Consider the following 12,138-nt stretch of genomic DNA (forward strand, 5'->3'; position numbering starts at 1 on the left):
AAAGTCCTGATCATCGGCGCCGGCACCGGCGGCTATGTCGCCGGCATCCGCTGCGGCCAGCTGGGGCTGGACACCGTGCTGGTCGACGGCGGCGACGGCCTCGGCGGCACCTGCCTCAACGTCGGCTGCATCCCCTCCAAGGCGATCATCCACGCGGCGTCCAAATTCGAGACCGTGGCCAGGGCGGCGGGTGGCGGGACGCTGGGCATTACGGCCGCCCAGCCGGCCATCGATTTCGCCCAGACCGTCGCCTGGAAGGACGGCATCGTCCGTAAGCTGAACGCCGGCGTGGCCGCCCTGCTGAAGAAGGCCAGGGTCAGGGTCGTCAAGGGCTGGGCCACCTTCTCGGACGCCAAGACCTGCACGGTGAAGACCGCCGACGGCGACCTCGTCATCAGCGCCGAACACGTCATCCTCGCCACCGGCTCCGAGCCGGTCGAACTGCCCTTCCTGCCCTTCGGCGGCGACGTCATCTCCTCGACCGAAGCCCTGTCGCTGGCTGAGGTCCCCGGCAAGCTGGTCGTGGTCGGCGGCGGCTATATCGGGCTGGAGCTGGGCATCGCCTTCCGCAAGCTGGGGGCCGAGGTCGCCATCGTCGAAATGGCCGACCGCCTGCTGCCGCTCTACGACAAGGCCCTGACCGATCCGGTCCGCAAATGGCTGGAGGGGCACGGCGTCGACCTGCACCTCGGCGCCAGGGCCGGGTCGTTCGAGAAGGGCCAGCTAAACATCACGACGAAGGACGGCAAGGCCCTCAAGCTCAAGGCCGACAAGGTCCTCGTCACCGTCGGCCGCCGCCCGCGCACCAGCGGCTGGGGCCTCGAGACCATGGGCGTCACCATGGCCGGCCCGTTCGTCAAGATCGACGACCGCTGCGCCACCAGCATGAAGAACGTCTGGGCCGTCGGCGACCTGACCGGCGAACCGATGCTGGCCCACAAGGGCTCGGCCCAGGGCGAGGTCGTGGCCGAGATCATCGCCGGGCGTGAACGCCCTCAAGCAGCGAGCGGCCGCGCCGCGAGCGACAGGGCGCAAGAACCTCGCTTCGATCCCGTCACCATCGCCGCCGTCTGTTTCACCGAGCCCGAGATCGTCTCGGCGGGCCTCGGTCCGCTGGACGTCGAGGGCCGCGACGACGTCATCACCGCCGTCTTCCCCCTGGCCGCCATCGGCCGCGCCCTGGCCATCGAGGCCGGCGACGACGGCGGCTTCGTGCGGGTGCTGGCGTCGAAGACCGACCACCGCCTGCTCGGCGTCCAGGCCGTCGGCCAGCACGTCGCCGAGCTGTCCAACAGCTTCGCCCAGATGCTGGAGATGGGGGCGGTGCTGGAAGACGTCGCCGGCGTCATCCACGTCCACCCGACGCTCGGCGAGGCCTTCCACGAGGCGTCGCTGCGGGCCCTGGGCCACGCCATCCACATCTAGCGAACCGCCCACGGCTGGGGCGAGTCTCCTCCGGAGCGTCGCATCGACCGTCACAAACCCGTGTCAAAACATCGCCGACCTCAACCGATTCCGGAGCCCAGATCCATGACCCGCACCCTGCTCGCCGCCGCCTCGGCGATCGCCCTTCTCGCCCTCGGCGCCTGTGGCGACGACCAGGGCGGCGGCTCCCGGGGCGGCCGCTCCGGCGTCTGGGCCGCCGGCTCCTCGACCGTCTTCCCGTTCACGACCCGCGTCGCCGAGAATTTCGCCCGCGGCTCGGGCGGCGCGGCCCCGCGCGTCGAGTCGCTGGGCACGGGCGGCGGCATCCAGGCCTTCTGCAAGGGCGTCGGCCCCGACACCCCGGACATCGCCAACGCCTCGCGCCGGATGAAGAAGTCCGAGTTCGAACTGTGCCGGAACAACGGCGTCACCGAGATCGTCGAGCTGAAGATCGGCTACGACGGCCTCGTCGTCGCCACCGCCATCGACGCCCCGAACTACCGCTTCGAGGGCGACGACTTCTATCTCGCCCTGGCCAAGGAGGTGCCGGGTCCGGGCGGCGCCTTCATCGCCAATCCGAACCGCGCCTGGAACCAGGTCAATCCGAACCTGCCGGCCACCCGCATCATGGTCTACGGCCCGCCGCCGACCTCCGGCACCCGCGACTCCTGGCTCGAACTGGCCATGGCCCCGTCCGCCGAAGCCGTCCCCCAGCTCGCGGCCCTCGCCGGGAGCGACCCCGGCCGCTTCGAGGCGCTCGCCCACACCCTTCGCGAGGACGGCGCCTGGATCGACGCCGGCGAGAACGACAACGCCATCGTCCAGACCCTGACCCGCACCCCCGGTTCGATCGGGGCCTTCGGCTACTCCTTCCTCGAGCAGAACTCCGACAAGGTGAAGGCCCACAGCGTCAACGGCGTCATGCCGAGCCCCGAGACCATCGCCTCCGGCGCCTATCCGATCTCCCGCTCGATGTTCATCTACGTCAAGAAGGCCCACATCGGCGTGATCCCCGGTCTGAAGGAATTCGTCCTGGAATATATGTCGGACGCCGCCGCCGGCCGCGGCGGCTACCTCCAGGACCGCGGCCTGGTGCCGCTGCCCGCCGCCGACCTGGCCGCCCAGCGCGCCCTGGCCTCGGCCCTGACGCCGATGGCCAGCCCCGAGTAGGACGGGCGGAACCCCTCCGGAAGGCCGACGCCGCGGGTCGCGAGGCCCGCGGCGTTTCGCTGCGCCCGGCCGGCCGGGGCGCCGCCGCCCTCGCGGGTCAGGCCGCCGCCTTCTTCCTCAGCCGGGCGATCCGCCGCAGCCGCCGCCAGAACCGGCCGCGCTCGGGCTCCGGATAGGGCTGCAGATTCTCGACGAACTGTTCGGCCGAGGCCCGCCAGCTGAATTTCTCGGCATAGGCCCGCACCGCCGCCCGGTCGCATTCCAGCGCCTCGAGACAGGCCGTGCGCAGGTCCTTGTCGATGGCCCCGGCTTTGGAGCCCGGGATGATGTCGATCGGCCCGTGGGCCGGATAGGCGGCCACCGGCGTGCCCGTGGCCATGGCCTCGAGGATCACCAGGCCGAAGGTGTCGGTCCAGCTCGGAAAGACGAACACGTCGGCGTCGCGGAAACAGCGCGCCAGTTCGTCGCCGAACCGCGCCCCGAGGAATTTCGCCTCCGGATATCTGGTTTCCAGCTCGGCCCGGGCCGGGCCGTCGCCGACAATGATCTTGGTGCCCGGCAGGTCGGTCTGCAGGAAGGCCTCGATGTTCTTCTCGACCGCCACCCGGCCGACGTTGAGCCAGAACGGCCGGGGCCAGTCCTTGCCGCCCAGCTGGTCGTAGATGCGCGGCAGATCCGGATTGAACTGTTCGGTGTCGACGCCCCGCGACCACGGCGACACATTGCGGAAGCCGTGCGCCACCAGCTCGTCGCGCAGCGTCGGGGTGGCCACCATCAGCCGGCCGGACGGCTTGTGGAACCACTTCATATAGGCGTAGCCGACCTGGACCGGGATCGGGAACCGGGCCGAGACATATTCGGGGAATTTGGTGTGGTAGCTGGTCGTGAACGGCAGCTTCCATTCGACGCAGATGCGCCGCGTGGCGATGCCGATCGGGCCCTCGGTGGCGATGTGCACCGCCTCCGGCTCGAAGGCGCGCAGCCGCTCGCGGATCTCCTCCTCGGCCCCGAGCGCCAGCCGGATCTCCGGATAGGTCGGGCACGGAATGGTCTTGAACTGGCTCGGCTCGATGACCTCGACCTCGTGGCCCATGGCGCGGCATTCCGCGATGGTCCGGGTCAGGGTGCGGACGACTCCGTTGACCTGGGGCTCCCAGGCGTCGGTGGCCAGTACGATGCGCATGTGGGCCGGAAGGCTCCGCCGTTGATCGGTCCGCACGAATAGCCCTTCCCCCTTGATGGGGGAAGGGTTGGGATGGGGGTGAAGCCGGCAGATGCACCGAGTGTCGTGCGGCCACGCCTGACCTGACCGGTTCCGGCCAATCGGACGCACTGTCACCCCCATCCCCGGCCCTTCCCCCATCAAGGGGGAAGGGGGTAGACGGGGCAGCATGAACGCATACGTCCCGCCGCCGGTCGCCCTGTCCCAGGATTGGGATACGCTGGACCAGGGCAAGTTCGCGGACGAAACCGCCACGGTGCGCGGACTTCTGGACCGGATCCCGCTGGACCCCTCCGAGCGCGCCGCCGTCCTCGCCAGCGCCACGGGCCTGGTCGAGCGCGCCCGGGCCAGCGCCAGGAAACAGGGCGTGGTCGAGAGCTTCCTGCAGGAGTTCAGTCTCGGCACCCGCGAGGGCCTGGCCCTGATGTGCCTGGCCGAGGCCCTGCTGCGCACCCCGGACGAGGACACCCGCGACCGGCTGATCGCCGAGAAGATCGGTTCGGCCGACTGGGCCTCCCACCTCGGCCAGTCCGACAGCCTGTTCGTCAACGCCTCGACCTGGGGCCTGATGCTGACCGGCAGGCTGGTCGACGTCGACGAGGAGGCCAGGACCGACCTTCCCGGCTTCCTCAGGCGCATCGTCGGCCGTCTCGGCGAGCCGGTGATCCGCGAGGCCGTCGCCGCCGCCGTCCGCATCATGGGCGAACAGTTCGTCGTCGGCCGCACCATCGAGGCGGCGCTGAAGCGCTCGAACAGGGAGGGCTGGCTGTGCTCCTTCGACATGCTCGGCGAGGGCGCCCGCACCGCCGCCGACGCCGAACGCTACGAGCGCATCTACGCCGGCGCCATCGAGGCCGTCGGCAGGACGGCGAAGGGCCAGGGCCCCGAGACCGGCCACGGCGTCTCGGTCAAGCTGTCGGCCCTGTCGCCCCGCTACGAGGCGACCCAGGAGGCCCGCGTCTGGGACGAGCTGTATCCGCGCATCGTCCGCCTCGCCCGCATCGCCGCCAAATACGACATAAATTTCACCGTGGACGCCGAGGAGGCGGACCGCCTCGCCCTGTCGCTGAAGCTGCTGGACCGGCTGGCCCACGAGCCCGATCTGGGCGGCTGGACCGGCCTCGGCCTCGCCGTCCAGGCCTATCAGAAGCGCGGCCCCGAGGCAGTCCGCCGCGTCGCCGACCTGGCCCGGACGTCAGGCCGCCGCCTGATGGTCCGGCTGGTCAAGGGCGCCTACTGGGACACCGAGATCAAGCGCGCCCAGCAGTTCGGCCGCACCGACTATCCGGTCTTCACCACCAAGGCCGCCACCGACCTGAACTATCTGGTCTGCGCACGGATGATGATCGAGGCCGCGCCCGACCTCTACAGCCAGTTCGCCACCCACAACGCCCACTCCCTCGCCGCCGTCCACCGCTTGGCCGCCGACCGCGGGGTCAGGATCGAGTTCCAGCGCCTGCACGGCATGGGCGAGGCCCTCTACGACGCCGCCAGAGACGCATTCGGCACCGCCTTCGGCCCCGTGACGGTGCGCGCCTACGCCCCCGTCGGCGGCCACGAGGACCTGCTGCCCTATCTGGTCCGCCGCCTGCTCGAGAACGGGGCCAATTCCTCCTTCGTCCACGCCCTGCTCGACGAGCGGGTGCCCGCCGCCGCCGTCGCCGCCGACCCCATCGCCGCCGTCGAGGCCCACCCCGACCGCCACGCGAAAATCCCGACCCCCAAGGACATGTACATGGACCGCCAGAACTCGCTGGGCCGCGACTATTCGCAAGCCGCCGACCGCGACCGGCACGCCGCCGCCCTGGCGAAGGTCGACGCCGAGAAGCTGACCTCGGGCCCGATCATCGGCGGCAAGCTGCGCGCCGGGACCAACCCCCGGCCGGTGCTCAACCCCTTCGACACGAGCCAGGTGCTCGGCCACGTCTCCGAGGCGACCGAGGCCGACATCGACGCCGCGGTCGAGACGGCCGCCCGCGCCCAGGCGAAATGGGACCGGATCGGCGGCGGCGGCCGCGCCCCCGTCCTGCGCGCCATGGCCGACGCGCTGGAGGCCGACATGGACCGGCTGGTCGCCCTGCTCAGCCGCGAGGCCGGCAAGACCCTCAACGACGGCGTCGCCGAGGTGCGCGAGGCGGCCGACTTCTGCCGCTACTACGCCCTGCTGGCCGAGCGCGACTTCGGCGGCCCGACCGAGCTCAAGGGTCCGGTCGGCGAGATCAACACCCTGGTGCTGCACGGGCGCGGCGTCTTCGCCTGCATCAGCCCGTGGAACTTCCCCCTGGCCATCTTCACCGGCCAGATCGCCGCCGCCCTGGCCGCCGGCAACGCCGTGCTGGCCAAGCCGGCCGAACAGACCCCGCTGGTCGCCGCCGAGGCCGTGCGCCTCTACCACAGGGTCGGCCTCGACCCGAACCTGCTGGCCCTCGTCCCCGGCCGCGGCGAGACCGTCGGCGCCAGGCTGACCACCCATCCGGGCATCGACGGCGTCGCCTTCACCGGCGGCACCGACACCGCCGCCGCCATCAACCGCGCCCTCGCCCACCGGCCGGGCCCGATCATCCCCTTCATCGCCGAGACCGGCGGGCTGAACGGCATGTTCGTCGACACCACCGCCCTGCGCGAACAGGTCATCGACGACGTCATCCTGTCGGCCTTCGGCTCCTCGGGCCAGCGCTGCTCGGCCCTGCGCCTGCTCTATGTCCCGCACGACGGCGCCGACGCCCTGATCGAGGGCCTTAAGGGCGCCCTGGCCGCCCAGGTGGTCGGCGATCCCGCCGATCCCGCCACCGACATCGGCCCGGTCATCGACGCCGACGCCAGGGCGATGCTGGAAGCGCATCTGAAGCGGCTCGAGGGCGACGCCAGGATCATCGCCCGCGCCGAACTGCCGGCCGGCGCCGACAGGGGCCACCTGTTCGCCCCGACCCTCGCCGAGGTGCCGACCCCTGACTATCTGGAGCGCGAGGTGTTCGGCCCGATCCTGCACATCTGCCGCTACCACCCGTCCGAACTGAAGCAGACGGCGGCGAAACTGGCCGCGCGCGGCTATGGCCTGACCCTTGGCGTGCACAGCCGCATCGAGGCCTTCGCGGACGAGGTCGCCCGCCTCGTCCCGGCCGGCAACGTCTACATCAACCGCTCGATCATCGGCGCGGTGGTCGGCGTCCAGCCGTTCGGGGGCGAGGGCCTGTCCGGCACCGGCCCCAAGGCCGGCGGACCGTACAGCCTGATCCGCTACGCCTCGGAGAAGGCGATCTCGAACAACATCTCCGCCCAGGGCGGCGACCCGGCCCTGCTGAACCTGTAGGGCGCCCGAAAGGACGGCCTTCCCGGAATCGTGAGGCGGAGCGTCGGAACGGCCCGCCCCGGTTCCGGTTTAACCGGCTCCACCCTCAAGGAGAGCCCCCATGCAAACCCACGACGACCGCGCCGTGAAGGTCCTCAACAGCCTCATCGAGACCACGATGGACAGCGCCCACGGCTACCGCAGCGCCGCCGAGGGCGCCGACAACCCCGAGTTCAAGACCCTGTTCGCCGAGCGCGCGAACCGGCGCGAGGAGCTGTGCCGGCGCCTGCAGCAGGAGGTCCGCACCTTCGGCGGCGAGCCCGAGGACGACCAGTCGCTGATGGGCCGCGTCCACAACAAATTCGCCGAGATGCGCGGCAACCTCGGCGGTCGCGACGACAAGGGCGTCATCGACGAGGTCGAGCGCGGCGAGGACGTCATCAAGGCCAGGTTCGAAGAGGCCTCCCGCGACGCCGACCTGCCCGAACCGGCCCGCCAGCTGGTCACCACCGCCTACACCGAGGTCAAGGCGGACCACGACACCATCAGCCAGCTGAAGCACCGGATGCACTGATCCCCCGCCCGGCCCGGCCCCGCCTTGCGGCGGAGCCGGCAACGGTTTGAGCGCTCTACGACCGCACCGGCCCCGGACCCGGTTCCCCGGCGCGCCCCGAACCTTCCCGGTCGCGCTCGTATCGTGTCGCGAGCGGGAACGGCGGCAGCCAGGACTCGCGGCGGATGGTCCAGAGTTCATAGGTCGGCGTCAGCTGGTCGGGGGCGTCCAGCGAGCCGAGATTCACCTCGATCTCCCCGCCGCTGCGCCCGAAAACGGACGAGCCGCAGCGCGGACAGAAATACCGCCCGGCGTAGTCGCCCGTCTCGCCCTCGATCGTCATCGCCGCCTCGGGGAATATGGCGGAGGCGTGGAACAGGGCTCCGTGATGCTTGCGGCAGTCCAGACAGTGACAGAGGCCGACCCGGTTGGGGCGTCCCTTCGCCACGATGCGGACGGCCCCGCACAGGCAACCGCCGGCGAACCGGTCCATGACGGACTCCTCCTACTGGGAACCCCTCGGCCATCCCCCCGCCCGGCTGAGCGCGCTCGGCGTCGGGCGGCCGATCTTTTCGCCGATCCAGCGCGCCGTTTCGATCAGGGCGTCGAGGTCGTAGCCGGTCGAATAGCCCGCCCGCTCCAGCATATAGACCAGGTCCTCGGTGGCGATGTTGCCGGTCGCCCCCGGCGCGAACGGACAGCCGCCGATGCCGCCGACCGAGGCGTCCAGCACGTCGACCCCCGCCTCGACGCCCGCATAGGCATTGGCCAGGCCGGCGTTGCGGGTGTCGTGGAAATGCAGCCGCAGCGCCGCCTCCGGCGCCGCCCTGCGCGCCGCCTCGACCTTGCGCGTCACCGCCCATGGATCGGCCACGCCGATGGTGTCGGCCAGGGCGATCTCCTTCACGCCCAGCTCGCCGATCCGCCCGACCAGATCGGCCACCTGCTCCACTGACACCTCGCCGTCGAACGGGCAGCCCCAGACGCAGGACAGGGTCGCCGACAGCGACGGGCCCGCGCCGGCGCCGCCCTCCGAATTGGCCCGACCGGTCAGGATGTCGGACAGCATCGACACCTGCTGGTCGACGCCCATGCCCTGGTTCTTCAGCCCGAAGCCGTCGGTCACGGACATGGCCACATTGACCTCGTCGACCGCCGTGCCCAGGGCCCGGTCGTAGCCCTTGCCGTTCAGCACCAGGCCGATGCGGCTGCGCCCCGGCTCCGGCGGCAGGGCGGCCATGACCGCCTCGGCCCCGGCCATCTGCGGCACGTATCCGGGATGGACGAAGCTGGCCGCCTCGATGCGCCGCGCCCCGGCCGCCTCCAGCCGCCGCACCAGATCGGCGCGGACGGCGGGGGCCAGCACCGCCGTCTCGTTCTGCAGCCCGTCGCGCGGGCCGACCTCGACGAGGGTGATCGGCCGGCTCACGGCGTCGTCCCCGCCAGTCCGCCGCCGGAGGGGGCGTAGACGGTCAGGCTGACGTCGTCGCCGCGCGAATAGTTGTGGCCGTCGACCACCCCCACGGCCCGCCCGGTCACACCCAGCCCGGCGGCGGCGGCGCTGAAGGCGTCGGCGTCGCGGGCCTCGACGATCACCGGCCGCCCCTCGGCCAGGGCCCGGGCCGCGCCCGCGGCGTCGGTCAGCTCGGTCTCGCGCCCGGTCAGGAAGACGAAGCTCGGCTCGTGGAAGCCGGTGACGGCCACCGGGCCGGGACGCCCCTGGCGCGGATGCAGGTCGGCCCGCTCCAGCACGGTCTGGAGCTGCGGAGCCACGGCCAGCGGCTTCAGCTGCCGGATCGTGCCCGCCAGGCCGGCGTGGGCCACCACCCCGAGCGCCACCGAGGCCAGCACCGCCGCCGACGCCGCCCGGTGCAGCAGCAGGAAGGCTCCGACCAGCGCCGCCAGCGCGGCGAAGACGATGGTGATCGTGGCCCAGCCCTGGGCCGTCGAGCGCCCGTATTCGGTCAGGCCGAAGATGGTGACGAGCACCACGGCCAGTCCGCCGATCACCGACAGCACCGCCCCGGCATAGCGCGAAACCGGGCCGATCGGCCGGGTCAGGGCGGCCGCGGCCAGCAGCGCCAGGGCGCCGTAGGTCGGCAGGGTGTAGTGGGCCAGCTTGGTCGGGGTCAGCTCGAAGATCAGCCAGGCCGGGACCAGCCAGCAGACCAGGAAGCGCACGGCCGGCTCGGAGCGCCGCCGCCACGCCGTCGACAGCGCCGCCGGCAGCATCAGCGTCGCCGGGAAGAACATCACCAGCGCCCCGAGCAGATAGTATCCCGGCGGCGCCCCGTGGCTCTCGTGGCCGCCGGCGATCTTCGGGGCCAGGTCGCCGATGATGGCCTCGCGCCAGAAGCCGCCGTCGGTGGCGATGGTGATGGCGATGGCCCAGGGCCCGACCATCAGCGCCACCAGCGGCAGGCCCCAGCCCCAGCCCAGCCGCGCCAGCCATTTCACGTCCCGGTCCCACAGCGACAGCAGCAGGATGGCCGGGGCGACCACAACCAGGCCGATCGGCCCCTTGACCAGGATCGACAGGCCGACGCCCAGCCAGAAGGCCAGCTTGTGCGGCCGTCGCGGCGCCTCCCCGGCCCGGGTGGCCAGGTAGATCCGCGCCAGCCCGGCCATGGCCACGGTCACCGCCGCGCACAGCATGGCGTCGGTCTTGGCGATGCCCGCCTCGCTCGACAGCAGGAAGCTGGCCCCCAGCATGGCCCCGGCCAGGAAGCCGGCCCGCCGCCCGAACATCGCCGCCCCGGCCCAGGCGCAGGCGGCCGCCGCCAGCATGGCCCCCAGCAGCGAGGGGATGCGGTAGGGCTGGATGTCGCGGTTCTCGACGCTCGAGGTCGCCGCCACCGCGGCCGCCTGCATCCAGTAGATGCCGACCGGCTTCTTCCAGCGCGGCTCGTCCTGGAAGCGGATGTCGACAAGGTCGCCGCTCTCGAGCATCTGCGAGGTGGCCTGGGCGTAGCGGCTCTCGTCCCGGTCCAGCGGCGGCAGCAGCGCCAGCACCGGCAGGCCGCCGAGCAGGGCGATCAGGGCCGCCAGCAGCGGGCCCCGCCAGCCGGCGATGAATCGGTCGAGATCGGGGCGCATCATGTTCATCTTCCTACCACGCCGGTTCGCGCCGCGTCAGCCGTCCCGCGCCCCGGCCTCCCGCCGCGCCGCGAAACCCGCTAGAGGAGGCCCATGATCGAGCCGACCCCCGACATCTCCGTCGTCGTCCCCGTCCATGACGAGGAGGGCGCCGCCGGCCCCCTGGCCCGCGAGATCGCCGCCGCCTTCGCCGGCCGTGCCTATGAGATGGTGTTCGTCGACGACGCCTCGAGGGACGGCACCCTGGCCGAGCTGCGCGCCCTGACCGCCGAACTGCCGGCCCTGCGCGTGCTCGGCCACGCCGCCAACGCCGGCCAGAGCCGCGCCGTGCGCACCGGGGTGCTGGCCGCCCGCGGCGCCATCATCGTCACCCTCGACGGCGACGGCCAGAACCCGCCCGCCGACGCGCCGCGGCTGGCCGACCTGCTGGCCGCCGCCCCGCCCGAGGTCGCCCTCGTCGGCGGGGTGCGGGCCAGGCGCCGCGACAGCGGGGCCAAGCGCTGGGCCTCGCTCTGGGCCAACCGCATCCGCAAACGGCTGCTGCGCGACGACGCCGACGACACCGGCTGCGGCCTCAAGGCCTTCCGCCGCGAGGTCTTCCTGCGCCTGCCCTATTTCGATCACATGCACCGCTACCTGCCGGCGCTGATGATCCGCGAGGGCTATCAGAACCGCTATCTCGACGTCGATCACCGCCACCGCCAGACCGGCCGCTCGAAATACACCAACTGGGGCCGGCTGGTCGCCTCCCTGTCCGACCTGATCGGGGTCATGTGGCTCCGGTCGAGGGCCCGCCGCCCCGGCCCGGTCGTCGAATTCTGACGGTTCGCGCGTCAGGCGAGCGACCATGGCGGCCCGGCGCGAACGGGGGTATTCATCGTCGGCAAGCGCGGCCGTACCTGCCGCCGCCCGTCCTTATGGAGCCGCTGCCATGCTCATCGCCCTGCCGTTGCTGGTCGTCCCGGTGGTCATCTACGCCATCGTCATCCTCTCCGGCGTGGTCGGGGCCGGCGGGGTGACGGCGGCGGAACAGGCCCTGCGCGAGCCGATCTTCACCATCCCCATGGTCTCCGGCGGCGGCTGGAACATCGGCAGCGGCGACCTGATCCTGTTCCTGGCCCTGATCCTGCTGTTCTTCGAACTGCTCAAGTCGACCTCCAGCCAGAAGGTCGCCATCGTCAACCACGCCCTGTCGATGATCCTGTTCGTGGCCTGCCTGGTGGCCTTCCTGCTGATCCGGGGCTTCGCCACCTCGACCTTCTTCCTGATCCTGACCATGGTCATGCTGGACGTCCTCGCCGGCTTCATCGTCACCATCATCTCGGCCCGCAAGGATCTCGAGTTCGGGGCGGGTTAGGGATCAGGCAGTAGGCAGTAGGCAGT

10 protein-coding genes are annotated in these 12,138 nt (G+C 71.6%); 6 read left to right on the top strand and 4 right to left on the bottom strand.

Features of this window, described 5'->3' with window-relative positions; genetic code table 11:
- Positions 1 to 1,425, top strand: a 1,425-nt coding sequence (gene lpdA, locus Q0588_RS10905; RefSeq protein ID WP_298745977.1) for a dihydrolipoyl dehydrogenase, incomplete at its 5' end; no start/stop codon positions are given.
- Positions 1,426 to 1,530: 105 nt separating this feature from the next.
- Positions 1,531 to 2,595, top strand: coding sequence for a substrate-binding domain-containing protein (locus Q0588_RS10910; protein WP_298745978.1), 1,065 nt, complete (start codon positions 1,531 to 1,533; stop codon positions 2,593 to 2,595).
- Between the two features lie 97 nt (positions 2,596 to 2,692).
- Here the strand turns inward: Q0588_RS10910 and Q0588_RS10915 are convergent, their stop codons facing one another.
- The gene (locus tag Q0588_RS10915) at positions 2,693 to 3,778 is read right to left on the bottom strand and encodes a glycosyltransferase family 1 protein (RefSeq protein ID WP_298745979.1); all 1,086 of its coding nucleotides are present in this window, start codon (positions 3,776 to 3,778) and stop codon (positions 2,693 to 2,695) included.
- Between the two features lie 208 nt (positions 3,779 to 3,986).
- Between Q0588_RS10915 and putA the strand changes: the two genes are divergently transcribed.
- Together putA and Q0588_RS10925 are read left to right on the top strand one after the other, a co-directional pair.
- Positions 3,987 to 7,127: a bifunctional proline dehydrogenase/L-glutamate gamma-semialdehyde dehydrogenase PutA gene (putA, locus tag Q0588_RS10920; RefSeq protein WP_298745980.1), complete on the top strand. Its 3,141-nt coding sequence runs from the start codon at positions 3,987 to 3,989 to the stop codon at positions 7,125 to 7,127.
- Between the two features lie 100 nt (positions 7,128 to 7,227).
- Positions 7,228 to 7,680, top strand: a complete 453-nt coding sequence (locus tag Q0588_RS10925) for a PA2169 family four-helix-bundle protein (protein ID WP_298745981.1) — start codon at positions 7,228 to 7,230, stop codon at positions 7,678 to 7,680.
- Positions 7,681 to 7,735: 55 nt separating this feature from the next.
- Here the strand turns inward: Q0588_RS10925 and Q0588_RS10930 are convergent, their stop codons facing one another.
- The 3 genes from Q0588_RS10930 to Q0588_RS10940 are packed head-to-tail and all read right to left on the bottom strand — an operon-like array spanning position 7,736 to position 10,758.
- Positions 7,736 to 8,152 (bottom strand): GFA family protein, encoded by a 417-nt coding sequence (locus Q0588_RS10930; protein ID WP_298745982.1) that lies wholly within the window; start codon positions 8,150 to 8,152, stop codon positions 7,736 to 7,738.
- A 12-nt stretch (positions 8,153 to 8,164) separates the two neighbouring features.
- Positions 8,165 to 9,088 (bottom strand): hydroxymethylglutaryl-CoA lyase, encoded by a 924-nt coding sequence (locus Q0588_RS10935; protein WP_298745983.1) that lies wholly within the window; start codon positions 9,086 to 9,088, stop codon positions 8,165 to 8,167.
- A complete protein-coding gene (locus tag Q0588_RS10940) occupies positions 9,085 to 10,758 on the bottom strand; it encodes a glycosyltransferase family 39 protein (RefSeq protein WP_298745984.1) in 1,674 nt (557 codons plus the stop codon). Before Q0588_RS10940 ends, Q0588_RS10935 begins: the two co-directional genes overlap by 4 nt.
- 90 nt (positions 10,759 to 10,848) lie before the next feature.
- Between Q0588_RS10940 and Q0588_RS10945 the strand changes: the two genes are divergently transcribed.
- Positions 10,849 to 11,577, top strand: a complete 729-nt coding sequence (locus tag Q0588_RS10945) for a glycosyltransferase family 2 protein (protein ID WP_298745985.1) — start codon at positions 10,849 to 10,851, stop codon at positions 11,575 to 11,577.
- Positions 11,578 to 11,686: 109 nt separating this feature from the next.
- Positions 11,687 to 12,112 carry a hypothetical protein gene (locus Q0588_RS10950; RefSeq protein WP_298745986.1) on the top strand — a complete coding sequence of 142 codons (426 nt, stop codon included), beginning with the start codon at positions 11,687 to 11,689 and terminating at the stop codon, positions 12,110 to 12,112.
- The last annotated feature ends 26 nt before the right edge of the window (positions 12,113 to 12,138 follow it).

The organism is uncultured Brevundimonas sp. (assembly GCF_937870815.1).
Lineage (GTDB): Bacteria > Pseudomonadota > Alphaproteobacteria > Caulobacterales > Caulobacteraceae > Brevundimonas.